Raw genomic sequence first — 26,154 nt, forward strand, 5'->3', positions numbered from 1 at the left:
CAAAAGACTAAGACATGTCAATCCTGAGTTTTTCCCTCGGAATAAATCCGCGCGCTGCGGGGCGGCGGCGCAGATGGGCGACACGGTCCCGGACAGGCGCGCGGACCGGTCCGGGCCTGGGCGTGTCGCGGAGGGTGGTGAACCAGTGTTCCGGCGGGGCTTTCCCGGCGCGGGCATTTTCCCAACGAAGCGCGCGCAGGACCTCTTCGGCCGCAGGCGTCACCCGCTCGGGGATGTCATGGCCGTTCAAAAGCGCCCAGATCCCGGTCCAGAGCCGCCCGACCGACCAGGGGTTGTATCCGCCGCCGCCAAGAACCAGCAGCCGATGCGCATTCAGCGTCATCAGCCCGCGAAGCACGTCCCAATGGGCGTTGTTTGACAGGGTTAGGCGGGACAGCGGATCCTCGGCAACCGCATCGGCCCCGCATTGGAAAACCAGCGCGTCGGCCCCGAAGGCGGCCACCGCCGGCAGGATCAATGCCTCGCGGATATGGGCCATTTCGCTGTCGTTGAGATCGCGGGGAACCGGCAGGTTCAGGCAATTGCCGCCGCCATCCTCCTCCAGCTTGCCGGTAAAGGGCCAGCGCTTCTCCTCGTGGACAGAGATCAGCAGCGTGTCGGGATCGCCCGCAAACCCGGCCTCCACCCCGTCGGCATGATGGGCGTCGATATCCACATAGGCGATCCGGCGCGCGCCCGCGCGGCGCAGCGACAGCATGGCCAGAACCGGATCGTTCAGATAGCAGAACCCGCCCGCGCGGTCGGGCATACCGTGATGGGTGCCGCCGCCCGGATGATAGATCACGCCGCCGCCGGCCAGCAGTTCTCCGGCCAGTAGAGAGGCGCCCGCCGCGGTGCAGGGGCGGCGAAACATCTCCGGATAGATCGGGTTCGACACCGTGCCCAGCCCATGGCGTTCGCGCACCGCGCCGCTGACCGCCTGATCGCGTTCCGCCTGCTCAAGGGCGGCGATATAGGCGGGCGTGTGCCAGACCCGTAGCGCCTTCGGTTTGGCGCGCGGCGAGGTGCGGTACTGCACCTCCGGCAGCCAATCCATCGCCCGGGCCAGATCCATCACCGTGGAGACGCGCGGCACCCGCAACGGATGCCACCGCCCATAGCTCGACCCGCGATAGATTTCGGAGCCAAGAAAAAGGGGCAGGGTCCGGGGCGGGGTCACCGGGCCAGCAGGGCCTCGATATCGGCGCGGATCCGCGGGCCCATGGGGTCGGCAAGGCTGCCGTAGCTGGCCACCAGCGCGCCGTCGGCATCCAGCAGCACCTTGTTGAAATTCCAGCGCGGCACCACATTGTGATCGTCCCGCAGCCAGGCATAGAACGGATGCGCCGAGGCGCCCGTGACCGGTGTGATCACGGTCATCGGCAGATCGAGATTGAAATTGATGGCGCAGAAGTCGCGAACTTCGTCATCGCTGCCCAGTTCCTGCGCGAAATCGTCGGACGGGACCGCAAGCACGACCAGCCCGTCCTCGCGGTACTCGTCATAGAGCGCCTGCAACGCGTCATATTGCGGGGTGAAGGCGCAAAGCGATGCGGTGTTCGCCACCAGAACCGGCTGCCCGCGCCATTGATCGGTGCTGTAGCTGCCGCCGTCGATCGAGGCGAAGCGGAAGGTTTCCGCCGCCAGCGCGGGCAGGGCGGTCACACAGGCCAGACAGATCAGCAGAACGGCACGGCGCATCGGAGGGATCCTTTCGTCGTGCAAGACCTAAGCCGGGAGGATCATGGGTCAAGCACACCGCACACAGCGGCGCAAGAATCATTTCACCCGCCCCGGTTATGGTGGATTCTGCCATGAATTAGCATATGTTGTGGTCAGCATAGGATGAAAAAACGCCATATGGGTAGTCCCAGAACATATCAGGCTCCGTTGCGGATTGCGGGAGTGCCCAAGCGCGAGACGCGGACCCAGTTCGCGGCCCTGTGCTATCGGCAACGCAAATCCGGGGTCGAGGTGCTGCTTCTGACCTCGCGGGACACCAAGCGCTGGATCATTCCCAAGGGCTGGCCGATGGACGGGCTGACACCGGCGGATGCGGCGGCGCAGGAGGCCTGGGAAGAGGGCGGCGTGAAGGGCAATGTCCATGATCACTGCATCGGCATCTATTCCTACACCAAGCGCATGGAGGATCAGCCCGATCTGCCCTGTATCGTGGCGGTGTTTCCGGTCGAGGTGAAGAAACTCGATACCGATTATCCCGAAGCGGATCTGCGGCGGCGCAAGTGGTTCACGCCCAAGAAGGCTGCCAGCCGCGTCAAGGAACTTGAGCTGAAGCAGATCCTGCGCGAGTTCGATCCGTCGCGCCTTCGCTGAGATGTGGCATGCTTGATTGTCCGCGCAATATGCTTAGGTTGACCCGGTCATGATCCGCTATTCATTGAAATGTGCCGACGGGCACGCGTTCGAGAGCTGGTTCCAGTCCGCAGAGGCGTTCGACACGCTTGCGGATCGCGGGCTGCTGTCCTGCGCGGTCTGCGGCGGCGAGGACGTGGTGAAGGCGGTTATGGCGCCGCGGGTGACGAAAAAGGGCGGCGTCGAGGCCCCGCAGCCCGGCCCTGCCGATCCCGCCGAGGCGCCCGCGCCCGCAATCGCGCCCCCGGCGCCGATGGAGATTGCGGCCAAGATGATCCGGACCCATCTGGAAAAGCATTCCACCTATGTGGGCGGGCAATTCGCCAGGGAGGCCCGGGCGATCTATCTGGGCGACGCGCCGGAGCGGATGATCCATGGCGAGGCAACGGCCGAGGAAGCCCGCGAACTGATCGACGACGGTGTGCCCATCGCCCCGTTGCCCGGATTGCCCAAGGCGAAAACCAACTGACATGCGGATATTGGTGACAGGGGCAAATCGCGGCGTGGGCCTGGCACTTGCCTGCCAGATGGCGCTGCGCGGCGATCATGTGATCGCGACGACGCGCGGCGCGAAACCGCTCGACGACCTCCGGTGGGAGCAGGCCGATATGGCCGATCCGGCCTCGATCACGGGGCTGGCCGGACGTGTCGGGGGCGCGCTGGATCTGCTGGTCTGCAACGCAGGTGTGTTGCTGGACCGGGGCGAAAACCTCGACACCGGCTATGCGCCCGAGATCTGGGCCGAGACGCTGGCGGTCAACGTGACCGGGGTGTTTCTGACGATACAGGCGTTCCTGCCCCATCTGCGGCGCGCCGAGGCGGGCAGGGTCGCCATCATCTCATCGCAGATGGGCAGTTCCACCCGGAACACCGGCGGCACCTACGCGTATCGGGCCTCCAAGGCGGCGGCGCTGAATATCGGGCGAAATCTGGCCCATGACCTTGCGCCCGAGGGGATCGCTGTGGGCATCTATCATCCGGGCTGGGTGCAGACGGATATGGGCGGAACCGGTGCCGATATCACGCCCGAGGACGCCGCGCGCGGCCTGATCGCACGCTTCGACGCGCTTGGGCCGGACAGCACCGGCGTCTTCGAAACATGGGACGGGCGGGCGCACCCGTTCTGATGGCGCCCGCGTTCTGCCGGCGGCCCTAGAGAAGCCCGTCGGGCATCTTCTGTTCCGCCGCCGTGTTTGCCCTGCGGAAGATGAATGTCACCAGCGTCGAGACGATCACGATGAACAGGGAATAGAGCGCCGGCACGGCCATGATGCTCTGCGCCTCGGTCCCAGAAAAGGTGAAGGCGATGATCGCGATGGCGAGCGGACCGTTCTGGATGCCGGTTTCCAGCGCCACGGTGCGGGCATTGCGCGGATGCAGCCTGAGGACGCGCGCGAACACATAGCCGATGGTGATCCCGATGACCCCCAGACCGATGGCCGCGACATAGGTGCCGGGCGTGGTGTCGAGCAGGAACTGCCAGTTTCGCGGCACCCAGCTCACCAGCAGGAACAGGATGAAGACCACCGCCAGAAGCGAGCCCATGAACTCGGTCACCGCGCCGATATTCGCGTTGATCTTGCGCAGGACCATCCCGATCGCGACCGGCACCAGGAGCAGGATCAGCGTTACGATGATGTTTTCCCGCGGGATCTGCAAATCCAGCGCAGTGGCATAGAGGATCAGGATGATCGGGATCAGGATCACCCCGAACACGGTCGAGGTCACCGTCATCAGAACCGACAGCGCCAGATTGCCCTTGGAAAAGTAGGTGAAGATGTTGGAGGTCGTGCCGCCCGGCATGCAGGCCATGATCAGGACGCCGACCGCGATGGCCTCGGGCAGGGTCAGCGTCACCGCCAGCATGAAGCCGATGAAGGGCATGAAGCCGTATTGGGAGATCACGCCGATGGCCAGCCCGTAGGGCCGCTTCAGCGCCAGAATGAAATCGCGCGGTGTCAGCGAGGAACCCATGCCGAGCATGATGACGAAGATCATCAGCGCGAGGATCGCCTGTTCGAGAGGTCCAACCATCTTTTCCTGCCCTTATTCCGCCGCCACCTGCGCCGCATCCTCGCTGCGCAGATCCTTTCGCAGGATCTTGCCCACATTCGATTTCGGCAGATCGTCCCGGAATTCCACCTGCTTGGGCACCTTGTAGGGGGTCAGGTGCTCCTTGCAGTAGGCGCGGACGGCCTCCGATGTCAGGCTCTGGTCGCGTTTGACGATGAAGGCCTTGACCGCTTCGCCGGAGGCGTCGTCGGGCACGCCGATCACTGCGGCCTCCAGAATGCCCGGATGGCCCGCAAGGCAATCCTCGATCTCGTTGGGATAGACATTGAAGCCCGAGACGACGACCATGTCTTTCTTGCGGTCGACGATCCGGAAAAAACCGTCCTCATCCATGACCGCGATATCGCCGGTCAGAAACCAGCCGTCGCGCATGGATTTCGCGGTTTCCTCGGGCTTGTTCCAGTAGCCCCGCATGACCTGCGGGCCCTTTGCGGCAAGCTCTCCGGCCTCGCCGCGCGGCACCTGGTTTCCCTCCTCGTCCAGACAGATGATCTCGGTCGAGGGGACCGGTACGCCAATGGAGTTGGGCCGCGCCTTTCCAAGCGGGTTGAAGGTGAGAACGGGCGAGGTCTCGGTCAGCCCATAGCCCTGGATCACCGGTTTTCCGGTGATCTCCTCCCACCGCTCGGCCACGGCGGTCTGCAGGGCCATACCCCCGGCGGACGCGAATTTCAGATGCTTGGGCGGGGTGTCGGTGAACCAGATCTCGTTGGTCAGACCGTTGAACAGCGTGTTCACCCCGCTGAGCCACGTCACCTTGTAGTTCTCGAAGGCGCGTTTCAGGTTCGACAGGGGCCGCGGGTTCGGGATCAGGATGTTGCGCCCGCCCAGCCAGTAGAACCCCAGAAGGTTCACCGTGAACGCAAAGATATGATACATCGGCAACGCGGTCAGAGCGACTTCCTTGCCCTTCTCCACATGCCCGTGAAGCAGCTCGAAGGTCTGCTCCATATTCATGATCAGGTTGCGGTGAGACAGCATGGCGCCCTTCGACACGCCGGTCGTCCCGCCGGTATATTGCAAGACGGCCGTGTCGTCGGGCGACATTTCGGAATGGTAGGGCTCCACCTCGATATTGTTGCTATGCTGTTTGTGCCGCCCCGCCGCGATGGCATCGGGCAGGCGGATATGGGCAAGCTCGATCGGTTTGATCGTCCGGTCCCAGTATTTCTGCACAAGGCCGACAATCCCGCGCGGCATCGCGGGCAGAAACTCCGCCACGCGGGTCACGATGATGTTCGGGATCGGATGGCCGCGGGTCGCCCGGGGCAGCTTGTCGGCGAACATGTCGACGATGATCAGCGCGTGGGGTTCGGCATCCTCGAACTGCTTGGCCATCTCTTCGGCGGTGTAAAGCGGGTTGACGTTGACCAGTACGCAGCCCGCCTTCAGCACCGCAAATGCGGCGATCGGAAAGGAAAGCCCGTTTGGCAGTTGCACCGCCACCCGGTCGCCCTGCTCAAGCCCCGCGATCTCGCGCAGATAGACCGCAAGCGCGTCCGACATCTCGTCGACCTGCGCATAGCTGAGCGTGCCGTTCATCCCGTTCGGCAGACATGCGGTGAAGGCCGGGGCCTTGCCATAGACCGAGGCGACCGAACTGACCATGTCGCCGATGCTGCGATAGGACAGGTTGTCGATTTCCCGTCTGGCGGACGGGCCGTAAAACGCCGTCCATGGGTGATCGTCGCGCGACATGGTTCCTCCCAATTCTCCCGCAGGCAGGTTAGCGTCTTCCGCGTGTGTGGGAAGCGGCAATACAAATATGACGCAAGGTCAGCTCCTATACATGCAATAGGTTTTTGCTATGGACGTGGGCGACCTGCGCGGGCCGCGACTGGCATCCGGATCGTCGGGCCCGGGTCGCACCCCGGTCGCCGAGATTGACCTGCAGCACGGACTATGCGACGTGATCGCAGGCAACGGGGCCGTCGATCCGGCGTCTTTTCGCCGCAAACCGGTCGGCCGCCCAAGAGCCGACCCAAGGGCACCGGGGCCGATGAGCATCAGCGCGTGAAACATCTCAAACCGCACAGCACCCACGGCACGGTCATGGCCGTTTCGATGATGAAGGACGAAGCGCCGTTCCTGCTGGAATGGGTCGCCCATCATCTGGCGGTGGGGTTCACCGATATCCTTGTCTACACCAATGATTGCAGCGATGGCACGGTGGAGATGCTGAAGCGGCTGGAAGAGTTGGGTCTGGGGTATCACCGGCCGAACACGATCCCCGAGGGCGTCAAGCCGCAGCCCAGTGCGTTGAAGCATGCGCAGAACGAACCGCTGGTGCGCCAATCGGACTGGCTGATGGTTTTCGATGCCGACGAGTTTCTCTGTATCAATCACCCGTCGGGCACGCTTGAGGGGTTGCTGGACGATACGGTCGCGCGCGATGCCAACGGCGTCGTGGTGACATGGCGCATTTTCGGCTCGGCGGGCATTGTCGACTGGTCCCGCGCGCCGGTGACCGAGCAATACACCCGCGCCGCGCCGCCGCTCTGGAACAAGGGCTGGGGCGTCAAGACATTGTTCAGGTTCGACCCGCAATACTGGAAGCTCGGCATCCACCGCCCGTCTATCAAGAACAAGCATCTGGAGACCGGCTTTCCCGACACCGTGCGGTGGCTGAACGGCTCGGGCCAGCCGATGGAGGATTACTTCCGGTTTCGCGGCTGGCGCTCGATCCGGCGCACGCTCGGCTACGACTGGGCGCAGATGAACCACTACGCGGTGAAATCGGTGGACAGCTACGCGGTGCGCAAGTTCCGCGGCAATGTGAACAACAAGAAAGACAAGTACAACGCCGACTACTGGGCGCTTCAGGATCGCAACGAGGTCGAGGATCGGGCGATCCTGCGCCATGCCGAAAAGCGGGCGGCGATCATGGCCGAACTTCTGACCGATCCCGTCCTGAACGATCTGCATGAGACTGCACTCGCGCGTATCGAGGCGCGGCTGGACGACTACCGCCAGACCGATGCCTATGCGGAGCTCAAATCGAGCCTGATCGAGGCGGGAAAACTGCCGATCACACGGGTCGAGGCGAAACCGCCCCAGGCGCGCGACCCGGCCAAGATCGCCGCGCTGATGTCGCGGGTGGAAAAGACCGCCGCCGACAGGCCGGTGGCCGAGCGGCGGACCGATACCGTCGCGGGCTGGGCCGCCGAAGACGGCGGTCCCTATGTGCGGGGCGATATCGACCTGTCGGGAGAGGTGAGCGTGGATTGGGTGGCCAACCACGGCATTGCCTTGCCGGCGGACCCCCGCGTTTTCGCGCCCGAGACGCTGAACGCCGTGCTGAGCGGCCGGTTCGAGCGGCGCCACGCGCGCAATATCCCGGGCTATCTGGAGGGGTGCGCGCGGGTGCTGGACATCCGCACCGGTGTCGCCTTCATACCCGTGCGCGCCTGTCTGGAAAGGCCCGATCTGACCGTGATGGCGCAGGACAGCCGCGCGCCGCTGATCCGCATCGCCCGCGAGATCGCGGCGAAAAACGGCCTGGCGGATACATCCCGCCTGAAACTCACCGACGGCCCGTTGCGCTTTGCCTCCGACGGGCCGGGGCAGGCCAGCGGTCTGGCGGCCTGTCTGCGCGATTTCCGGCCCGATTGCCTGCGCCTGTCCCCGCCGCTTCAGATCACGTCCGACATGCTGGCGACGGTGGAGATGGGCACGGTGAACCGCGTGCTTCTGCCATTCGTGGGGGAGGCGGACGCCCGCGCGCTTCGGGAGCGGTTCACCCCGGCCCTCGCGGCCCATGGCCTTTCGGAAACGCCGGATCGGGAGACCAGCGGCTCGCTGCAATTCGACCGGGCCTGAGCCGTGGCGCCGGCACCCGTGTCGGTGGACCGCTTGCACCTAGTCTGCGCAATCCGGATGACATAACGTGGCTCAGGGGCGCGCGCGGCACGTGCGCTTCGGATCGGGTCGGATGAACGGCGCCCGGTCTGTCCGACGGTAGGCAAGGGGGGCGCTGGTGGCGCGCAAGACAACGAAGGATGATCCGGCAGAAGCCGCCGCCGCCGGGCACGGCGTGCTGGTCCGTGCCGCCAATGGCGATGTGATCCGCTACGACCCGAGCGGGCTTGTCATGCGCCTGTCGGACAAGGTGATCGACGATATCGCCCTGCGTCTGGGCACATCGCCCGCAGGGCAGGCACAGGCACCGGGCGGCGCGGCGCCTGCCGTGACGCGGGCCGATCCGCATGAGCTTCTGGAAGGGATCGACGCGTGGGATGCGCGCATCGATGGCGATTGGCTGATCTTCGCCGCGCGGCTTGCCGGGCGGCAGGGGATCCGGACCTTTCGGCGGCCGCTCTCTGGCGGGGATATCATCGCCGACGCGCCGGGGCCGCTTTACGGCGTGCTGGCCATTGGCGGGCCGCGCGCGGCGCTCGCCACGCCCGGCGGCTGCGCGTTTCCGCAGCATGTCCTTGCGCCCGCCGACGATATCGGCGCGGTCGGGCATGCCGGGGTGGAGCGCGCGGGCACCCATGACCGGCTGGAGCATCTGCGCGAGATGACCCATGAGGCGCTTGTGGCCGAAACGCTGCTGGGCTGGCAGTTGGAGAAGTTCGAGGCGCTGCCGCTGTTTCTGACCCGCGCGGAGACCGACAGCTCCGCCACCAGTGCAGATCTGGCCACCGGGCGGGCCTACAAGAACCTGATCACGGCGGCGGCGAACCTGTCGCGGGCGGCGGCGGCTCTTGGCAAACGGGCGAAGATTCTCGCCATCCACCTGGATTTCGCGCTTGAGGATATGTCGGGCTCGGCGGCGGCCTATCGGGATGGGATCCTGGCGCTGATGGCGCAGACCGAAAGGGACCTGGGACAACTCGGGTTCGACAAGCCGCTTTTCGTGGCCCGGTTCGAAAGCGGCGGGCCCGAGGTGGCGACCGAGGCCGCGATCGAAGGGCAGTGGGAGCTGATCTGGAACCACGCGGATCATCGTCTGATCTTCTCTGCCCCCGGCTACATGTTCGCCCAGGACGACCACGACCGGCCGACCGAAGCGGCGCGGCGCGAGATGGCGGAGATGACTGCCGCCGCCATTTCCGCGGCCGATGACTGGCGCTGCCCCACCTTCCATCTGGCCGAGCGGTCGAGCCGGGAGGGCGGCAGCATCATCCGTGTCGTGGCACAGGCGGCCGGCGATCTGGTGATCGACAAGGATGACCCGCTCGGCGCGGGCAAGACCGCGGGTTTCAAGCTTGTGGGCGCGGAAAACGGGGCCAGGATCACGACCGTGACGATCGATCCGGGCGATCCCAAATCGCTTCTTCTGGCGTGTTCCAAAGCGCCCGAAGGCGCCGATCTGCGGGTGGCCTATGCGTTCGGCACCGGTGATCGCGGCTGCGGATCGGTGCGCGATGACTGGCAGATGCAGGGCGCCACGGGCCGCAGCCTGCATCGTTGGGCCCTGCCGTGCCTGTTGCCGGTGCGCGACGGAGATGGCGATGCTTGAACTGGACATCGACCTGCCCCCCGGCGCGCGGGCCGACGCCGCCCGGCCCCTCCTGCGCGAGCAGATGGCGGGCGCGGGCGGGGTCTGGCTGGAAGGTGTGCGCGAGGCCTTCGCCACGGATGCGAAGACCGGGGCGGTCACGGCATGGCACGACGGCCTCGCCGGCCGCGTCGCCCACCCGACCGCACCCAATGACGGCCATACCTGTCTGTCGGAGACCGATGACCTTTGCGGCCTCGCCCTGCGGGCGGGCACCCATTGCGGGCTGGTGGTCGACAAGGTGGACCCGGACCCTGCGGGCTGGACCATGGCGGTGATCTACCTGCCGCCCGAGACGGGCGGGGCGCGTACGCTGCTGACCCTGAACGCCGGCAGCGGGGATGGCCGGTCGGCCACATATCTGTTCCTGTCCGATGACGGCGACAGGTTTACCGTCAAGGGGACCGGCGGCGCGCTTGAACTCACCGCTCCTGTCGAGGGCCCGCGAAGCCGGCCGCGCCTCGCAACGGTCACCCTGCGCGGATCGGAACTGGCGTTTCAGGAAAACGGCGGCGCGATCCACAGCGTCGTCGGAAGCGATCCCGCCCTGTCGGGCAAAGCCGATCTGTTCATCGGCTGTCGCAGTCACCGAAGCGGGCTGTTGAAGACGCTTGGCGCATCGGTGATCCTTGAGGTGCTGTTCTGGCGCGATCACACGCTCCTGCTGCCCCGGAACGAGGCCGACCGCGCCCAGCACATGGCGCTTCGGCGCTACATGCTCTGGGGGCATTGAGCCATGGCGGGGTTCACGCCTGAGACTGTGGAAGGCGGCAATATCTGCGTCATCTGGGTCGATGACATGATCGACATGTTCACCTGGCGCGATACGTTCGGCATCCGCATCGAGACCCCCAATCTGGACCGGTTCATGGGCCGCGGCGCGCGCTTCACCAATGCCTATGCCACGGTGCCGCTCTGCGCGCCCTGCCGGGCGGAACTGGCCACGGGGCTGGCCCCGTTCCGCACCGGGCTGGTCGATCTCAACCGGTTCTGGCGCGATGTCTTCCCGCCCGAAAAGGCCTGGGCCTATGACCTGCGACGGGCGGGCTTTTTCACCTTCACCACCGGCAAGGTGGATGCAAATTACCGGCCAATGCCCGAAGAGTATCGTCGGATGCTGTTCCACCGGGATATGGAGGCGTCGGATCAGGGCCGCAGGCGCGGCGTCAAGACCTATTCGGAGCGCGGGCCGGGCATCAAGGGCGTGAACCACCCCGATGATGACGGCAGCCAGGATGACCGGTTCTACGACCACAGCGTTGCCCAGAATGCGATCGACTTCCTGGCCGAGGCGGATCCGTCGCGGCGCCACCTGTTGCAGCTTGGTTTCAAGCATCCGCATTACAACCTGATCTGCCCGGACCGGTTCTACCAGATGTACGACCCGGCGCAGATCCGCTGGCCGAGCATCGCCGCCGAAGAGGATTATCACGGGCCGCAGCCGGGTTTCGCGGTGTATGAGGCGGCCTATATCGCCAATGGCCAGTGGACCCCGGAAAAGGCGGGGGACGAGGCGTGGCGGCAGGTCGTTCGCGCCTATTTCGCCGCGATCAGCCATGTCGATCACGAGATCGGCCGTTTCCTCGATGCGTTGGAAGCCTCGCCGCTGGGGCAGAACACGACCGTGGTCTTCCTGTCCGACAACGGTTTCAATCTGGGCAATCACGACAGTTTCCACAAGATGAGCCAGTGGGACAGCGCGGCCCATATCCCCTTGGCCATCTGGCATGCGGGGATGGAGACGGGGCGCGAGATCGACCTGCCGGTCTCGCTGCACAACATCCCGAAAACCATCATGCAGCTTGCGGGCCTGCCGCCGCGGCCGGACTGGATCTCGGGCCAGAGCCTGCTGCCGCTTCTGGATGACGGGTTTGGGGCGTTCGACGAGAGCAAATCGCCCGTCACCTGCGTCTTCGGCACCCTGTCGGTCCGCCCCTCGGTGGAAGGGTACCGGCACCTGCGGTACTTCCGCTACCCCAACGGGGAAGAGCATGTCTACGACATCGAGACCGATCCGGGCGAGACCACCAACCTGATCGACAGTGCCCCGGTCGACTTCCTGCGCGAGGCGTTGGTGACCGGCGCACTGGAGCTGGGGCTCGACATGCGCGGCTATGAAAACCCCGCAAGCGGGGTCAACGCGATGATGGCGGTGGATGGCAGCGTGATCCTAGCCGGTGGGCGGGCGAACAACGATTACTGGGCCTATGGCGCGGATGCCGAGAAGATCCGGGAGGAGAAGGACGGCGGCACCGATACGCTGTGGTACATGGCCGGCCCCGACGATTACGTGCTGCATTGCCCCCCGCATGTCGAAAAGATCCGTATCGCCACCGTGGTCGCCCGGCAGGAGGGCGACGGCAAGACCGGCAAGACGCTGAAGATCGTGGCCCATCCCGAAAGCCCGATCGAGTTCGAAACCTCCGAACGGGTGGAGGTGAATGTGCGCGGATCCGATGGCGACGACATCATGCTTGGCCCCAAGCACGGGCAGGCCGAATTCTACGGCGGGGCAGGAAACGACCTGCTGATCGCGCAGGCCAAGCAGTCCAACCGCCGGCATGCGTTCTATGGCGAGGCCGGCAACGACACCCTGCGCGGTGGGCCGGGCCATGATACGCTGGACGGCGGCACCGGGGACGATGAAATCCACGGGTTCACCGGCCGCAACCGCATTTTCGGCGGGCACGGGAATGACCGGATCTACGATGGCGACGGCGCGTCGCGGATCGATACCGGCCCGGGGCGCAATCTGGTGGTTCTGGGCGCCGGAGATGACGAGGTGCTGGTCGGAACCGGGGTGAATCATATCGACCCGGGCGAGGGGGCCGTGACCTTCCGGATCGCCTATGGCGGCGTGACCGTCATCGAGAGATGGCAGGCCGAGCAGATCTATGACCTGAGCCGCTGGCCCGGACGGCCCCGGATCACCGCCCGCGGCGATGCGATCCGCCTGCGGCTGGGTCTGAGCATCGTCGATCTTCACGGCGCCCCCGATCCCGCCGCGGTGGAGGCGCAGTTGCGGCTGCCATCCGGCTAGACGGGGCTTTGCGAAACCGCCACACTGGCCCCGGCTTTCGCGCGTTAACCGCAAAAGCCTTTGCCACCGGCCGTGAAATCCCGGAAAACGGTGCAAGGAGCAGATCGAACCATATCATAACGCAAAGAAGGTTCTTCCCGTGGCTGAAACCCGCCGTCCCGTTGCGTCTCTCTGGATCGGAGAGCGTCTCCAGTATCTTAACCAGTTGTGTCTGGCGTCTCATATCCGGCACGGCCATCCCGTCACGCTTTACTGCACCGATGAGGTGAAGAACGCCCCGGAGGGGGTGGTGATCCGGCCCGCGACCGAGATCATGGATATCGACATGGATGTGGTGGAGCAGACCTCCGCGTCGTTCCTGTCCAATGTCTTCCGGTACAAGATGATCCGGGCCACCGGCGCGATCTGGATCGATTGCGACGCCTTTTGCCACAAGCCCTTTCCCGACGACTGGGATTACATCTTTGCCGGCCATGGCCTGCGCGGGGCGCTGAATTGCGGCGTGGTGGGGCTGCCGCAGGACTGCGAGCTGATGGATCAGCTGCTCGATTATTACGAGAACCTGCCGGATTATCCCGCGTGGTGGAACCCGCGCCAGCGGCGGCGCATGGACAAGCAGGATCGCGCCGCGCCGCATCCGGTGCGGATCTACAAGACCGAACGGACCGCCTTCGGCCCGCAGGCCTTCACGCACTTCGCCAAGGTCACGGGCGACATCAAGAAGGCGATGCCGCCGGATGTTCTCTATCCGGTGCCGTTCCAGCTGAACGACATCTTCTATGACCCCCACGGCCGGGTGGAGGGGCATTTCACCGACGAAACCGTGTCGGTTCATCTCTATACCAACGGGACAAAACCGTGGTGGCGCAAGAACCCGCCGCTGGAAAACTCCTATGCCTGGCGGATGTGCCGGGAGGTGGGCATCCGTCCGGAGGACGCGCTGGAGTAATGCAGGACGCCGCCCCGCCAAAGCTGACCTTCGACCCCGACGAACCGATCGACTGGACGCCCGAATGGCACCGCGATGTGACACTGGTGCCCTGGGCGGAGAACGAGCCCAACGGGTACAAGCGCGCAGCGGGTGTGTTTGACCGCTCGGGCGCCCATATCGCGGCCAGCCATGCCTGGCGCTATGCCGGTGAGCCGATGACGGTCGTGCCCGATTATGACGGGGCCCGATCCGAACAACGGCTGGCCGGGCGGTGGCTTTTCGGCGGTGTCTTCTATCCGCATTTCGGGCATTTTCTGGCCGAAACCACCAGCCGGCTTTGGGCCATCGACCGGATCGGGGCGATTGACGGCATCGTGTTCTACCCGAAAAAGCGGCTCACCCATGAGTTCAGGCTGATGCGCCAGCACGTGCCGTTCTTTGCAAGGCTGGGTCTTGGCGATCTGGCGCTGCGGGCGGTGCAGGTTCCGGTCCAGATCGACGAGATTGCATTCCCCGAGCCCGCCTTCGGCATCGGCGAGATGAGCGCCGGGCGGCCTGAATACCGCCGCTTCATGCGCGACCGGCTTGGGCAGGATATCGCGCCCGACGGGGCAGAGGATATCTATATCTCCCGCTCGGGCCTGTCTTCGCGCCGGGGCCGGGTGGTGATGGAGACCCGGATCGAGGATCTCATGGCGGCCGCGGGGTATCGCGTCTACCATCCGCAGGACCACGAGATCGACGCACAGATCGCGCAATACAAGGCCGCGCGGCGGATCGTGGCGCTCGATGGTTCCGCCCTGCATCTGGCCGCGATGGTGGTGGATCCGGTGACGCGCGTGGCCATCATCAATCGCGGCCCGTCGATGAATATCGAGGATTATCTGCTGCAATTCCGCCGTTTCGCCGGGATCGAGCCTGTCCGTGTGGAAGCCATCAAAGGGTGCTGGGTGCCCTCGGGCGGGCGCTTCGTGAAACGGGAGGCGCAGGCCCATGTCGATTTCCCGACGGTCGGCGCGGCATTGGCCAAGGCGGATTTCATTCCTGACGACAGCGCCTGGACCGACCCGCCGCAGGAGGAGCTCGACGCACATGTCGACGCCCTGGCGCAGGCCCTTGGCGCGCCACTTTCTTATTGGGACCTGACAAGATGAGACGTGTTTCAGCCTGCGTGGGACGGCGAATCTCATGTTGAACAACGAACCCGCGCTTATCGTGGCCGCGATGAAGAATGAGGGGCCCTATATCCTGGAATGGGTCGCCCACAACATGGCGGTCGGCTTCGACAGCTTCATCGTCATCACCAATGACTGCGACGATCTGACCGACCGGATCCTTGACCGGATGGAGCGGCTGATCCCGCTGAAGCATGTCCCGAACCCGAAGGCGCTGTTCGGTGACCGGTCGAATTGGCATGTCATGGCTCACCGCTATGCCTCGCTGTTCAACCTCTACAAGGATGCGGGCTGGATCTATTTCACGGATGCGGACGAGTTTCTGATGATCTGGGCGGGCGGCGGCCATCTGAATGATTTCTACGAGGAAACCGGCGGGTTCGATGTGGTCTCCTTCACCTCGATGCCCTTCGGTTCGGGCGGCGTGGTGGATATCGTCGATGAACCCGTGGTCTCGCAATTCACCACGCAATCGAAGGATTACGAGGCCCTGCGCGCGGCCGGCCGCCAGCCGACGAACGCGGTCAAGACGATGTTTCACAACAAGGTGAAATTCAGCGTGCGGCGCAATCACCGCCCCCGGCGTTCGGATTTCTCCTCGACCGGATATCGCTGGATCGACGGCAGCGGCAACGAGTTCCCGCCGGAATGGACGGATGGGAGCAGCAAAGGCGCGATGTCGTTGACCACGGTCGATCTGGCGCAGTTCAACCATTACGCGATCCGCTCCGCCGAGGCGTATCTGGTGAAAATCGACCGGGGCGACGCTGTCGGCGCGACGCGCCTCGATCCGGAGCGGCGCTATGCCTATTGGCGCGATTACGATGCCAGGGGCACGGTGGACACCCGCGCCGCGACGCCATCGCCCGAGGCCACGCGCCTGCGGGAGGAGTTCCTGAGCGATCCGGTGCTTGGCACGCTGCATCAGGAATCCGTGGCGCACCATCAGAAAAAGGCCAGGCATCTGCGCAGCCTGCCGGAATTCGCCCCCCTGCTTGAAGGGATGGGGCTGGGCGGGGCTGGGTAGGCGATGCGGGTGCGCGCCCATCGCCCTTGTGCTCCGGCGCCATGACCGGGGCGTTCACGGTCGCCGCGATCATGCGGGAGCCCCTGCCGGTTCTGACCCGGTTCCTGAACTGGTATCGGGCGCAGGGGGCGGGGCGCATGATCCTGTTTCTGGATGATCCGGACGACCCGGCGCTGCCCTATCTGCGGACCATCCCAGAGGTCGATGCGCGCCCCTGCGATGCGGCGTTCTGGACCCGGCTGGGGCTGCCCCCCGGGGCACGGTTCACCCGTCGCCAGAACGCGGCCCTGACCTTGGCCTATCACGAGACCTCGGAGGGCTGGTTTCTGAACGTGGATGCCGATGAGTTGATGCGGTTCGAGGGGCGGACCATCGCGGAGGCATTGGCGACCTGGCCCGACGAGCTTCAGACCGCGCGCATTCTGTCCGCCGAGCAGGTCTTTCTTGCCGATGGGACGGAGGCGTTCCGGCTGCCGCTGCCACGGCCTACGATCAACGAGATATACGGCGCGCATGCGGATCTGTTCCGCAGCCGCTTCGGGCTAATCGGGCATCCCGAAGGCAAATCCGTCTACCGGGCAGGATTGCCGGGGATCCGTCTGCGTCAGCACTGGGCCCATGAGGCCGATGGGGCGCGCATCCATGGGGAGATTCTGCGCCATGAGGACGGTGCCCATTTGCTGCATTTCGCGGCGCCGGATTACGACACGTGGCGCAGGAAGCTGGATTGGCGGCGGGGCTCGCACGGGTTTACCGACCCGATGAAGGACGCGCTGGAGCGCATCTCCGACAGCCAGACGGAGCGGGAGGAGGGGTATCGCGCGCTTTACCAGGCCATTCATACGCTGACCCCCGAGCAGGAGGCGCAGCTTGACGCGAAGGGCGGCCTGCTGCGGCTTGGCGATGAAATCCCCCCGCTCGGGTGAGGCAAGGCTGGCCAGGTCGGGGTACGGGTGAAACCGATGACAGGCGGCCGCATCCGGGCCTTCGCCGGTCGACGGGGCACCACGCCGAGCGGCCCCGCACCGGCCCCGGATGAAGGAGCCCGGCTGCGCGATCCGCAAAGGCACCGCAGAGGGCCGGACGTATTCAGCATCGCGCCCGCCGCGCCCGCGCGCTAGTGTCGGCGCGGGATCGGATCGGATACCGCCCGCCGGGGCGGACACGCAGGAACAAGGACGACATGACCGGGCACCGCCGCACCATTCTGACGATGATGAAGGACGAGGCCGCCGATCTTCTGGAATGGGTCGCCTATCACCGCCTGATCGGCTTCGACGGCATCTGCGTCTACACAAATGACTGTACCGATGGCACCGATCAGATGCTGGACCGGATGCAACAGATGGGCCTTGTGCGGCATTTCAGGAATGTGGTGCCCGATGGCAAGAAGCCCCAGCCCCACGCCCTGACCCTTGGCCAGAAAAACCCCGAGATCCGCGACAGCGACTGGCTTTTGGTGATGGATGCCGACGAGTTTCTGGTGATCAAGACCGGCGCGGGCCATCTGGACGACCTGATCGCCGCGGTTCCGCCCGACACGCAGGCGATTGCGGCCACATGGCGGATCATGGGCTCGAACGGGCTTGTCGACTGGAACCCGGGGCTGGTGAGTGCCAGCTACACCCGCTCCGCCCCCGCCGGGTTTCGCAAGGGCTGGGGCGTGAAGACCCTGTTTCGGCCGTTTCCGCATCTCAAGCTCGGCATTCACCGCCCCACGGTTCAGCAGGCCCGGAAAGACCCGGCGCGGATGCAGGCGCTTCTGGATCAGCTCTGGATCAACGGCTCCGGTCGCCCGCTTCCGCCAAGCTTCAAACGCGCGGCCTGGCGGTCTTCGGCGGCTTCGGTCGGGCGCGAGCTTGTCGAGATACATCACTACGCGGTCAAGAGTGCCGAATCCTATCTGCTGCGCGGAATGCGGGGAAATGTGAACAACAAAATCGGGAAGTATGACGCGACCTATTTTGCGATCTTCGACCGCAACGAGGAACCCTGCGATACGCTTTTGCAGCACCGCTCGGCGATAGAGGGTGAGATTTCCGCCTGGCTGGAGGATGAAACCTTGCGAACCCTCTACCGGACGGGGCTTGCCATACATGCCGGGCGCATTGCCCGGCTGCGCGGCACGCCCGATTTTCAGGCGCGCATCGCGGCGCTGAAACGCGCCGGCGCGGTGCCATACGACCAGTTGGACGATATTCTCTATGTCCAGCCGCTGCCGCCGCAATCCAAGGCGCTGGTTCGCAAGATGCAGGCCAGCGGTCAGGACGACCGCACCATCGCGCGCCAGATCGCCCACTCCCTGCGGGCCCTGAACGAAAGGCGCGATGCGGAGGAGGCCGCGGAAATGGCCCAGATGGAGCGCGACGGGCCCGGCTGATCTTCGATGCAGGGCGGGACCCTGTCCAACCCGGCGCCCGGCTGGCAACCCGGTCCATCGAGCGGCGCATGGATCATGCTCCCTTCGGCGCCCGGCTGGTCACACGAATGGCCTGGATCAGATCTGGTGACCCCCTTCGGTCGGACCCGGCAAAAATGCATCGCAGCGGTGCAGGAATGGGGCTTCGTGGGTGTCCCGTATGCCGATAGGCTGAACCCTGGCGGGTCAGAATAGAGACTGGGTTTTTTTGCCCGGATAAGTCTCAGAACGCTGTTCGCGATATCGGATGGGCTGCGCGCAGCTTTGCGGCGCGTCCTTGTTTGTTTGGGTGTTTGATATGAGAACTGCATTTGGAAGATCTGCGGGCGCGTTGCTTGCCGGCAGTTTGTTGATGATCTCGCCAATGCCCGTTGCCGCGCAGGATACGCTTCGGCACTGTCTGGCCGCGCCGGTTCCGGACTGTCTGGACGTCATTCAGGACCGGCTGGTGGCCATAGAGACCGGGGAGTTGCCCGCCGAGCGCCTGCCATCGGCCCAATTGCAGCGGTTGACGACACTGGTCTACGCCGGAAGGCTCGACGCGGCCGAAGCCGTGCTGTGGGAGCAGCTTGCGGACACGGCCCCTTCCGACATCGTAGATCAGGCGATAACCGAAATCATCGCCGCGTCGGCACGGCATTCAGCCGCGCCGCGACGGGATCTTCTTGCCCGTCTTTCCTCGCCGGAATACTTCGCCCGTGCGCGGGCGCAGTACATTGCCAATCTGGCCCGTTTCTCGACCCTCACCGTCGCGCTGGAAGAACTTGCCGCGACGGACGATTTCGACGAGCCGCTGGCCTATATAGGGGTCCTGCATCTTGCCACGGCGCTTTTGGATGACGGCCGTCTTCAGGATGCCATCGACCTTGCCGACGAAAACCTATCGGGCGACGAGGGCTCGCATGGCGCGCTGCTGAACTCCCTTGTCATCCACCTCCTCGACGCGGGCAGGATCGAGGACGGCGGCGAGATGCTGCCGCATTTTCGGGCAGGCGACTGGCGCCCGATCGCCACAGGCAGGGTGGCGGCCGCAATGGCGCAAAACGGCCAGATGGCGGAAGCGGAGGCGCTGTTCGACGCGGCGCGGGCCGATATGGCCACGCTTGTGGAGCCGCACCGGCGCAGCTACGTCTTCGCCGAATTCGCACAAGCGGCCTGGGCTGCCCGCAGGCTCGATCTTGCGGTTGCGGCTGCCCGCGACGTGGGGACGTTCCCGGCGGACCATGCCAACGCACTTCAGACGATCATCGTCGTTGTGGCCGGATCCGCGCCCGCATCGGACTGGCGGCCTCTGGCGGATCGCGCCATGGCAGAGCTTGAAAGCATGCGGGGTGCCGACGCGGATGCGTTGACCATTCGCGACGACGGGTGGAGCCGTCTGGCAAGCGCGGTGGCCATGGCCGGCGATGCCGATCTGGCCGTCACACTGGCTGACCGCATCTCGGACGAGAGCTGGCGGATGCACGATGTCGGTACGATCGTTGCGGGTCTGATCGGGGCAGGGCGGTTGCAGGAGGCGTTCGACATTCTGCCGCGCCAGACCGATGGGAACGAGCAAACCCAAGGCTACATTCTCCTGTCGCGGGAGGCAAAGGCGGCCGGGGAGGATGCGCTGGCCGAAAGGGCCGCCGCGCTCGCCATGGGCCTGATCGAAGGGCCGTGTTGGGTTCCCGTGACGGACGCGACTGTCAGACTGTTCGCGGAACTGGAGGCCGGCAACGGCGAATACGACCGGGCCGAAACCCGCCTGCGGTTCGTCGCCAGCCCCGAGGATGCGGTGATGGGCCGTATCGCCAATATGGGGTTTGCGGCGACAAACGGGACAGAGGACCAATTCGCCACGTATTTCGAAATCGCCCGGACTGCCGCCGACGCGGTCGAGGATACGGATCTGCGGCTTGCCCTTCTGCGCAACCTGTCGGTCAGTCTGATCCAGGCGGGACGGCCCGAAATCGCTCTGGGTCTGGCGGACCTGATCGAAGATCCCGCCAGACGGGACCTGTTCCTGCAAGACGCGGCCATCTCGATGACCGGGTTTTCGGATTTCACCCATACAATGGACGCTGTTTCGAGGATCTCCGACGACGCCACCCGGGTGCGGTATGAACACCTGCTGCTTCTGGCGGCCCTGCGCGCGGCCGTTGCGCCTTGAGAAACGGATTTCTGCGTCCATCCTCGCCCTGCTGGTGCTTGGGCTTGCGACCTACATCCGGGTTGCGCCGCATCAACTGGACCACGCCCATGACGCCCCCCATCCCAGAGGGCCGGGCGACTACGCTTTCCCGACCGGCCACGAGGCGGTGCGCGCCATCTCAACCTCCGAGCGCGAGGCGTTCGAAAGGGCGCATGCCCTCGTCATCGCGACCCCCCGGACCACGGTTCTGAGAGGTGCCGGAGAGGATCTGGGTGTCACCCATGTCACCCGGTCGCAGATCTGGGGGATGCCGGATTACACAAGCGTCTACGTCCTTTCCGGCGATCCGTCGTTGCTGGTGTTTCGCGCCACCTCCCGCTTCGGGCCCACGGATTTCGGCGTCAACCGCAGGCGGATCGAGGCGTGGGTGGCCGAACTGGAACGCCCGCCGGGCGCTGTCGTGAGTGCGCTCGCGCCGGAATAGCCACGCTCAAACCCGCCGCACCGATGATGGCGAAGGGGGGCCTTTCCGGGCAGCCCCCCGGGGCGCACAGGTCCGGTTCACCCGTCCTGCGGGTCGGGATCGTAGAGGATGCGGCCCACGGCGGCGAGGGCGGCCCGCCATGCCCGACAGTACTCCGGGGGCAGGCTTTCACCGAACACCTGAAGCAGCGATTTTTCCAGGGTCGGATAAATCCGCGCATAGACCTCGGGCCCCAGACCCGATCTTGCCTGACGTTGCCTCAGCCGACAGATCATGCGCTGGCTTTCCTCCGTGCCCTCCAGCAGCGCGACGATGGCATAAAGGGACTGAAGCGCTTTTTCCGGGTGGCCGGGAACGTCCCTGCTGAAAAAGGCAAGTGTCTCCGGCGCATCGCGCAGCAGGGTGTCGTGAAACCGTGCGGCCATCATGTCACTTCTCATCTGGAAACGGCGCAGGCTTTCCTTCAGGACGTCCATGTCATTTTGCTCAAGATACATTTCGCTGACTCAATTCAAGTTGGCCCGAGGGCCGATATAATTTCACGGATCTTTGTCTTTTCGTCGTAATGAATGCCCGGCTTTCGGCGGAACCGGAGTCTTCGCAAATGCGTCAGATAACTCTCAATACGGGTTACTGCCTTGAATGCCCCGGAACCGGCACTGTCCCGAGTTCCGGTTCTCTGGGCCGGAAGGCCACGTCAAATCTGGCCCGGATCCATGTCATGAAGGCCTGGACCCGCGGCGATCCCACTGTGTCGGGGTGGATGTGACAGAACAGGATCCGCTGGAACGGCTGCTCTGTCGACGAGACCTGCTCCAGCCGGTCATCGCCCTCGGCAAGGCAGACCGGCAGCAACCCGTTGCCCATGCCCGCGGCGACAGCTTCCAGAAGGGTCTCCGCATCAAGGGCGGTGAGCCGCGTTCTGGCGTTTCCGCCACCCGACCCGATGACACGGACGCTGGCCTGATTGCCCGGGTTGCGCTCATCGAAGAAGGAAACCCACCTGCCGCCATCACAGCCCTTCTTCCTGTAAACCGCATAGGGAATGGCCCCGAGGGTGATCTGGAACGACCCGTCGACAGGCTGGGTTTCAAACCATAATCCGACCCCGGGCTCGCCGCGCCAGAGGCTGGTTTCGGGCCGTCCCGCGATCGTGCGGATCTGCAGCGACGGATATCGCTCAAGAAGTTCGCCCAGCCCGCTTTTGATCAATCGGTTGATGACCCATTGATTGCCGAGCACCCGTAAAATGCCCGCCGCCTGTTGCTCCGGCGATTTGAGAGCATCGGACAGGCCCTCTGCCTGCCGTTCGATCTCGGCGGCCTTCGCGATGAAGACCTCGCCCATATCCGTAAGCCGCAGACCGTTTTTCGACCGCAGGAAAAGGGTGACCCCCAGACTGGCCTCCAGCGCGTTCAGCCGCCGCCCGACGGTCGACTGATTGATGTCCAGAGCGATGGCCGCCCGCGAGAGGGAGCCGCCACGCGCAATCGACAACGCAAGCCTGATGTCATCCCAGTTCATGAGACCCCTTATGCATCCCTGCATGGAAGCGTCGCATCTATATTGGTAAACATCCATCGGTTCTTGTTTGCTCACGGAGTGTTGAACGCGGTTGCGTCTCCGGACCCCGCCGCGCTTGCGCCCATCGCTCCCGTAACGCCCGGCCCAGCCTCTGCGGCCGCCGCGGCGGGGCCGGGACTGCCCGGCATCCATCGGATGGTCACGATGCCGGGGACGGGCGCACGGCGTGATCCGGCGGTCAGGTCCCGCGGCCGGTTCCAACTGTGGCAAGGCCGCCGGGGGCGGGCGCCGGCGGCGTCGGGTCGGGCGTCCGCGGGTCACCGGGAGCGGTCGGGTCGGCCTGCGTGCCGAACGGCCCGTCGCCGGGCTCATCGCCCCGGTCGACATCCTCCGGACAGATGTACTCACCCGCCGACGAGACAAACCCTCCGGGGCAGTCTTCCGACGGGAGGCACGGGTCGGGCTGGCCCGCACTCGCCGAGAAAACCCGACCATCCGGTGAGACACATTCCGTGACTGCCCCGTATTTGTTGAAAACCGGTTCCGCCCGGATCGGCTCGAATTGCGGCTGGGGTGCACAGGCGGCGATCGCGACCGAACACAGGGCAAGGGCCGGCAGTTTGGCAAGATACTTCATTTTTTGACGTCTTCTTTTTCAGGACAGGAAGGGAGAGTTCCGTGAGTGTGGTCATCAGCTGTCAACCGCGTGCCAGACCTTGTCGGCACGAGTCATCCGGCGGCGATGGCTGCATTGGGACGCAAGTCGTATTCTGCGGGAAGCCGAAAAAATCCAGTGCCGCCATGCAAAAATGCATAACACGCGCGGCCAGCCTGTCGGGGCCGGGGCCGCGCGGCCAGAGGATCGGCCGCGCGCGTCTTAGGTGGCGTTACCGGATGACAAGCGATGTCCCGCACCGCCCGTGCCGGAGACATGTGTCTTGTCGATGTCGAAGCGCCCCCCCGCTGGCCGGAAATGCCGGGCGAGAGAGCCCATGGCCGTGGCCTGACTGCGCACATTTGGAGCGAGAGTTGCGGCCGCACGGCGCGTTGCTTGGGGGAGAGGAGGGCGTCCAGCACCTGACCGGTCCACGAACACCGAGTTGGCGGGCAGCTCTCGGCACCTGTCGGGAGCCGCCCGCCTGTTACACGCACCGTCTCAATGCGCCCATGATACCGGCCCAAGGGTAAGCCGTTGTCATGTTCCCACCGCAAGAAACAAGCGCAGCACCTGCACCCGGAGGACAAGAGCCGATTCCGGTTAATGTCCGGTTAAGGCGGTCCGGAATACCGCTGCGGGGCCGTGGAAATCTCCGAAGGGGGCGACTATCCCGCCAGAAGCCTCAAACCTTGCGTGACATCGGCGCGGACCGCGATGCGGAGCCCCGGCTCGTCACCGGCCTGCAGGGCCGCAAGGATCAGCTTGTGATGGCCCGGTGCCTCGGTCTTTCCCAGACGCCCGTAGAGCGCCCGCATGGTCGGCCCCAGTTGCAGCCAGACCGTTTCCGCCAGCGCAAGCATCGCGGGGGCCTGCGCGCGCAGATAGAGGGTGCGGTGGAATTCGAGATTGCTGCGGATATAGCCGACGCCGTCGCGCCGGGCGATGGCGGTGGCGATGCCCGCATTGATCACCTCCATGCGATCGATCAGCGCCATATGGGCCCGCGGCAGCGCCCGGGCGGACAGCTCGGTTTCCAGAAGCGCGCGAATGGCCGCCAGCTCCTCGATCCGCTCATTCGACAGCTCCGGCGTGGAGACGCGCCCCGAGGCCGACAGGAACAGGGCGCCTTCGCTGACCAGACGGCGGACCGCCTCGCGCGCAGGCGTCATCGACACCCCGAACTGCCGGCCCAGGCCGCGCAGGGTCAGCGCCTGGCCCGGCATCACCTCGCCATGCATGATCTGCGTGCGAAGCGCGCGGTAAACCCGGTCATGGGCCACGGCGGCGCCGGTTTCTGTCGGACGGGGATTGGTCAACATGCCATCGATGTGATCACAAAACCGGGCCATCGGGCAAGGGGTCGAACTGCCACGCCAGAAGCCGCGCGCCTTCGGCCTTCAGCCAGGCCCGGGGCGCACGATAATCGGGGCAAAGCCGCTCGCAGACATCCCAGAAGCGCCGGGAATGGTTCATTTCCGCAAGATGGGCGACCTCATGGGCCGCGACATAGTCAAGCACATCGGGCGGCGCCATGATCAGCCGCCATGAAAACATCAGATCGCCTTTCGAGGAGCAGCTGCCCCACCGGCTGCGCGGGTCACGCAGGGTGAGACGACCGTAAGACCGGCCCAGTGCCGCCGCGTGATGATCGCAGGCCGCCGCCAGACGATCCCGCGCCATGGCCTGCAGCAGCGCGCGGACACGCGGGCCCACGCGCGGGCCCTGCGGGACCTGCACCCCGCCGCCAAGCAATCGCGCGGATCGGCCGCCGCCGCAGCTTATGGGCCGGTCCTCCCCGCAGATCGGGATCCTGCCGCCGATTTCCGGACGCCGTATCGCCGGCGCGCTTGCCAGTTGCCGCCGCAGCCAGCCTTCGCGGTCCCGCAGAAAGGCCAGCGCCTCGGCCTCCGGTGCCCAGTGCGGCAGGCTGAGACTGACCCGCCCGTCGGCCCGCGATACCCTGAGCGAAAACCGTTTGGCCCGGGCGGAGCGGCGCAGCGCGACGGAGACCGGAGGGTCGCCGGGCAAAACGTGGATATCGGTGGACAGTCCGGACATTTTCCTCAAGATGGTTGCACGTCTCCGCGACGGGGTTGAAAGGCTTTGACACCCCTCCGACATTGTGGCAGGTGACCGCAATTCTCTCGATACCGATGATTGAAGGGGGTGTCATGCCGAAAGAGGAATGGGGCGTCAAACGCGTTTGCCCGACCACGGGAAAACGGTTTTACGACCTGAACAAGAATCCGATCGTCAGCCCCTATACCGGGGAGACCGTCACGCTGGATACCGGCAAGGGCTCCCGCACGCTGGTGGCCGACAAGGCCGACAAATCCGCGACCAAGAAAGACGTGGCCGAGGACACCGAAGAGGTGGTTCTCGACGACGATGCCGATCTGGTTCTGGATGACGACGCGGATGTCGATCTGGACGATGACGATGATGTTCTGGAGGATGACGACGATACGGAAACCGTCGCTCTGGACGATTTGGCCGACGTGGCGGCCACGAATGACGACGACGACTGATCGCCGTTGAGAAGACCAGCGCGGGACGGGGATTTTTCGCTTGATCTGCCCCGCGCGACACCATAAACCGCACGTCGTTGACGCGACAGGCGGCAACGGTTCGGGGCCTTAGCTCAGCTGGGAGAGCGCCTGCATGGCATGCAGGAGGTCAGCGGTTCGATCCCGCTAGGCTCCACCAACCCGCCCTTCGCGGCGGTAAATCTCCGACATACCGAAAGCCAGGGCCATTTCCGCGGTTCTAAGATGCTTTTGTGCGGTGGGGCGCAGGCGCTGCACGAACCCTTC

Annotated in this window: 24 protein-coding genes and 1 tRNA gene; 16 read left to right on the top strand and 9 right to left on the bottom strand. The window is 65.1% G+C overall.

The genetic code is table 11. From position 1 onward, the window contains the following. Positions 1 to 7 precede the first annotated feature (7 nt). Positions 8 to 1,180 carry an acetoin utilization protein AcuC gene (locus ACQ651_RS02035; protein ID WP_227284081.1) on the bottom strand — a complete coding sequence of 391 codons (1,173 nt, stop codon included), beginning with the start codon at positions 1,178 to 1,180 and terminating at the stop codon, positions 8 to 10. Then, positions 1,177 to 1,701, bottom strand: a complete 525-nt coding sequence (locus ACQ651_RS02040) for a glutathione peroxidase (RefSeq protein ID WP_227284080.1) — start codon at positions 1,699 to 1,701, stop codon at positions 1,177 to 1,179. Before ACQ651_RS02040 ends, ACQ651_RS02035 begins: the two co-directional genes overlap by 4 nt. 204 nt (positions 1,702 to 1,905) lie before the next feature. Between ACQ651_RS02040 and ACQ651_RS02045 the strand changes: the two genes are divergently transcribed. The 3 genes from ACQ651_RS02045 to ACQ651_RS02055 are packed head-to-tail and all read left to right on the top strand — an operon-like array spanning position 1,906 to position 3,500. Beyond that, positions 1,906 to 2,334: an NUDIX hydrolase gene (locus tag ACQ651_RS02045; protein WP_227284079.1), complete on the top strand. Its 429-nt coding sequence runs from the start codon at positions 1,906 to 1,908 to the stop codon at positions 2,332 to 2,334. A 49-nt stretch (positions 2,335 to 2,383) separates the two neighbouring features. After that, positions 2,384 to 2,842 (top strand): DUF1178 family protein, encoded by a 459-nt coding sequence (locus ACQ651_RS02050; protein ID WP_227284078.1) that lies wholly within the window; start codon positions 2,384 to 2,386, stop codon positions 2,840 to 2,842. A 1-nt stretch (position 2,843) separates the two neighbouring features. Next, complete coding sequence (locus ACQ651_RS02055) at positions 2,844 to 3,500, top strand: SDR family oxidoreductase (RefSeq protein WP_430448068.1); 657 nt, start codon at positions 2,844 to 2,846, stop codon at positions 3,498 to 3,500. A 25-nt stretch (positions 3,501 to 3,525) separates the two neighbouring features. Here the strand turns inward: ACQ651_RS02055 and ACQ651_RS02060 are convergent, their stop codons facing one another. Further along, positions 3,526 to 4,407 carry a bile acid:sodium symporter family protein gene (locus ACQ651_RS02060; RefSeq protein WP_227284076.1) on the bottom strand — a complete coding sequence of 294 codons (882 nt, stop codon included), beginning with the start codon at positions 4,405 to 4,407 and terminating at the stop codon, positions 3,526 to 3,528. 12 nt (positions 4,408 to 4,419) lie between these two features. Next, positions 4,420 to 6,144 carry an AMP-binding protein gene (locus ACQ651_RS02065; RefSeq protein WP_430448069.1) on the bottom strand — a complete coding sequence of 575 codons (1,725 nt, stop codon included), beginning with the start codon at positions 6,142 to 6,144 and terminating at the stop codon, positions 4,420 to 4,422. Positions 6,145 to 6,459: 315 nt separating this feature from the next. On the opposite strand from ACQ651_RS02065, the gene ACQ651_RS02070 reads away from it, so the two are divergent. The 11 genes from ACQ651_RS02070 to ACQ651_RS02120 all read left to right on the top strand — a co-directional run bounded on the left by ACQ651_RS02070 (position 6,460) and on the right by ACQ651_RS02120 (position 21,159). Continuing rightward, a complete protein-coding gene (locus tag ACQ651_RS02070; RefSeq protein ID WP_430448071.1) occupies positions 6,460 to 8,265 on the top strand; it encodes a glycosyltransferase family 2 protein in 1,806 nt (601 codons plus the stop codon). 157 nt (positions 8,266 to 8,422) lie between these two features. Beyond that, on the top strand, positions 8,423 to 9,910 hold the full coding sequence (locus ACQ651_RS02075) for a hypothetical protein (RefSeq protein WP_430448073.1): 1,488 nt from the start codon (positions 8,423 to 8,425) through the stop codon (positions 9,908 to 9,910). Next, on the top strand, positions 9,903 to 10,682 hold the full coding sequence (locus ACQ651_RS02080; protein ID WP_227284072.1) for a hypothetical protein: 780 nt from the start codon (positions 9,903 to 9,905) through the stop codon (positions 10,680 to 10,682). Before ACQ651_RS02075 ends, ACQ651_RS02080 begins: the two co-directional genes overlap by 8 nt. 3 nt (positions 10,683 to 10,685) lie before the next feature. Further along, positions 10,686 to 12,989: a sulfatase-like hydrolase/transferase gene (locus ACQ651_RS02085; protein WP_375550380.1), complete on the top strand. Its 2,304-nt coding sequence runs from the start codon at positions 10,686 to 10,688 to the stop codon at positions 12,987 to 12,989. Positions 12,990 to 13,128: 139 nt separating this feature from the next. Then, positions 13,129 to 13,938 carry a hypothetical protein gene (locus tag ACQ651_RS02090; protein ID WP_227284070.1) on the top strand — a complete coding sequence of 270 codons (810 nt, stop codon included), beginning with the start codon at positions 13,129 to 13,131 and terminating at the stop codon, positions 13,936 to 13,938. Further along, entirely contained in the window at positions 13,938 to 15,074 is a 1,137-nt protein-coding gene (locus tag ACQ651_RS02095; protein WP_430448074.1) for a glycosyltransferase family 61 protein, read from the top strand. Before ACQ651_RS02090 ends, ACQ651_RS02095 begins: the two co-directional genes overlap by 1 nt. A gap of 34 nt (positions 15,075 to 15,108) precedes the next feature. Further along, positions 15,109 to 16,122: a glycosyltransferase family 2 protein gene (locus ACQ651_RS02100; RefSeq protein WP_227284068.1), complete on the top strand. Its 1,014-nt coding sequence runs from the start codon at positions 15,109 to 15,111 to the stop codon at positions 16,120 to 16,122. 41 nt (positions 16,123 to 16,163) lie between these two features. Continuing rightward, positions 16,164 to 17,048 carry a glycosyltransferase family 2 protein gene (locus ACQ651_RS02105; protein ID WP_430448076.1) on the top strand — a complete coding sequence of 295 codons (885 nt, stop codon included), beginning with the start codon at positions 16,164 to 16,166 and terminating at the stop codon, positions 17,046 to 17,048. A 257-nt stretch (positions 17,049 to 17,305) separates the two neighbouring features. Beyond that, the gene (locus tag ACQ651_RS02110) at positions 17,306 to 18,502 is read left to right on the top strand and encodes a glycosyltransferase family 2 protein (protein ID WP_430448078.1); all 1,197 of its coding nucleotides are present in this window, start codon (positions 17,306 to 17,308) and stop codon (positions 18,500 to 18,502) included. A gap of 403 nt (positions 18,503 to 18,905) precedes the next feature. After that, positions 18,906 to 20,693, top strand: a complete 1,788-nt coding sequence (locus ACQ651_RS02115) for a hypothetical protein (protein ID WP_430448079.1) — start codon at positions 18,906 to 18,908, stop codon at positions 20,691 to 20,693. After that, the gene (locus ACQ651_RS02120; protein ID WP_430448081.1) at positions 20,683 to 21,159 is read left to right on the top strand and encodes a DUF1499 domain-containing protein; all 477 of its coding nucleotides are present in this window, start codon (positions 20,683 to 20,685) and stop codon (positions 21,157 to 21,159) included. Before ACQ651_RS02115 ends, ACQ651_RS02120 begins: the two co-directional genes overlap by 11 nt. A gap of 77 nt (positions 21,160 to 21,236) precedes the next feature. Here ACQ651_RS02120 and ACQ651_RS02125 read toward each other — a convergent pair whose 3' ends face one another. The 5 genes from ACQ651_RS02125 to ACQ651_RS02145 form a co-directional block, all read right to left on the bottom strand. After that, positions 21,237 to 21,656, bottom strand: a complete 420-nt coding sequence (locus ACQ651_RS02125) for a hypothetical protein (protein ID WP_375550373.1) — start codon at positions 21,654 to 21,656, stop codon at positions 21,237 to 21,239. 133 nt (positions 21,657 to 21,789) lie between these two features. Further along, the gene (locus ACQ651_RS02130; RefSeq protein WP_430448083.1) at positions 21,790 to 22,683 is read right to left on the bottom strand and encodes a LysR family transcriptional regulator; all 894 of its coding nucleotides are present in this window, start codon (positions 22,681 to 22,683) and stop codon (positions 21,790 to 21,792) included. A 238-nt stretch (positions 22,684 to 22,921) separates the two neighbouring features. Further along, positions 22,922 to 23,320, bottom strand: a complete 399-nt coding sequence (locus ACQ651_RS02135) for a hypothetical protein (RefSeq protein ID WP_227284061.1) — start codon at positions 23,318 to 23,320, stop codon at positions 22,922 to 22,924. 686 nt (positions 23,321 to 24,006) lie between these two features. Then, positions 24,007 to 24,660, bottom strand: coding sequence for a GntR family transcriptional regulator (locus ACQ651_RS02140; RefSeq protein ID WP_286193171.1), 654 nt, complete (start codon positions 24,658 to 24,660; stop codon positions 24,007 to 24,009). A 13-nt stretch (positions 24,661 to 24,673) separates the two neighbouring features. After that, complete coding sequence (locus tag ACQ651_RS02145) at positions 24,674 to 25,399, bottom strand: M48 family metallopeptidase (protein ID WP_375550370.1); 726 nt, start codon at positions 25,397 to 25,399, stop codon at positions 24,674 to 24,676. A 113-nt stretch (positions 25,400 to 25,512) separates the two neighbouring features. Between ACQ651_RS02145 and ACQ651_RS02150 the strand changes: the two genes are divergently transcribed. Together ACQ651_RS02150 and ACQ651_RS02155 are read left to right on the top strand one after the other, a co-directional pair. Beyond that, the gene (locus tag ACQ651_RS02150) at positions 25,513 to 25,869 is read left to right on the top strand and encodes a TIGR02300 family protein (RefSeq protein ID WP_375550369.1); all 357 of its coding nucleotides are present in this window, start codon (positions 25,513 to 25,515) and stop codon (positions 25,867 to 25,869) included. Positions 25,870 to 25,971: 102 nt separating this feature from the next. Then, positions 25,972 to 26,047, top strand: a tRNA-Ala gene (locus tag ACQ651_RS02155). The last annotated feature ends 107 nt before the right edge of the window (positions 26,048 to 26,154 follow it).

The organism is Rhodophyticola sp. (assembly GCF_965284195.1).
Taxonomy (GTDB): Bacteria; Pseudomonadota; Alphaproteobacteria; order Rhodobacterales; family Rhodobacteraceae; genus Rhodophyticola.

Bases quoted from the DNA above. Each gene is read 5' to 3' on its own strand.
- ACQ651_RS02055 (WP_430448068.1), top strand. From the start codon at position 2,844: ATGCGGATATTGGTGACAGGGGCAAATCGCGGCGTGGGCCTGGCACTT.
- ACQ651_RS02150 (WP_375550369.1), top strand. From the start codon at position 25,513: ATGCCGAAAGAGGAATGGGGCGTCAAACGCGTTTGCCCGACCACGGGA.
- ACQ651_RS02060 (WP_227284076.1), bottom strand. From the start codon at position 4,407: ATGGTTGGACCTCTCGAACAGGCGATCCTCGCGCTGATGATCTTCGTC.
- ACQ651_RS02110 (WP_430448078.1), top strand. From the start codon at position 17,306: ATGACCGGGCACCGCCGCACCATTCTGACGATGATGAAGGACGAGGCC.
- ACQ651_RS02135 (WP_227284061.1), bottom strand. From the start codon at position 23,320: ATGAAGTATCTTGCCAAACTGCCGGCCCTTGCCCTGTGTTCGGTCGCG.
- ACQ651_RS02130 (WP_430448083.1), bottom strand. From the start codon at position 22,683: ATGAACTGGGATGACATCAGGCTTGCGTTGTCGATTGCGCGTGGCGGC.
- ACQ651_RS02140 (WP_286193171.1), bottom strand. From the start codon at position 24,660: ATGTTGACCAATCCCCGTCCGACAGAAACCGGCGCCGCCGTGGCCCAT.
- ACQ651_RS02040 (WP_227284080.1), bottom strand. From the start codon at position 1,701: ATGCGCCGTGCCGTTCTGCTGATCTGTCTGGCCTGTGTGACCGCCCTG.
- ACQ651_RS02050 (WP_227284078.1), top strand. From the start codon at position 2,384: ATGATCCGCTATTCATTGAAATGTGCCGACGGGCACGCGTTCGAGAGC.
- ACQ651_RS02100 (WP_227284068.1), top strand. From the start codon at position 15,109: ATGTTGAACAACGAACCCGCGCTTATCGTGGCCGCGATGAAGAATGAG.
- ACQ651_RS02115 (WP_430448079.1), top strand. From the start codon at position 18,906: ATGCCCGTTGCCGCGCAGGATACGCTTCGGCACTGTCTGGCCGCGCCG.
- ACQ651_RS02065 (WP_430448069.1), bottom strand. From the start codon at position 6,144: ATGTCGCGCGACGATCACCCATGGACGGCGTTTTACGGCCCGTCCGCC.
- ACQ651_RS02125 (WP_375550373.1), bottom strand. From the start codon at position 21,656: ATGTATCTTGAGCAAAATGACATGGACGTCCTGAAGGAAAGCCTGCGC.
- ACQ651_RS02105 (WP_430448076.1), top strand. From the start codon at position 16,164: ATGACCGGGGCGTTCACGGTCGCCGCGATCATGCGGGAGCCCCTGCCG.
- ACQ651_RS02085 (WP_375550380.1), top strand. From the start codon at position 10,686: ATGGCGGGGTTCACGCCTGAGACTGTGGAAGGCGGCAATATCTGCGTC.
- ACQ651_RS02095 (WP_430448074.1), top strand. From the start codon at position 13,938: ATGCAGGACGCCGCCCCGCCAAAGCTGACCTTCGACCCCGACGAACCG.
- ACQ651_RS02080 (WP_227284072.1), top strand. From the start codon at position 9,903: ATGCTTGAACTGGACATCGACCTGCCCCCCGGCGCGCGGGCCGACGCC.
- ACQ651_RS02145 (WP_375550370.1), bottom strand. From the start codon at position 25,399: ATGTCCGGACTGTCCACCGATATCCACGTTTTGCCCGGCGACCCTCCG.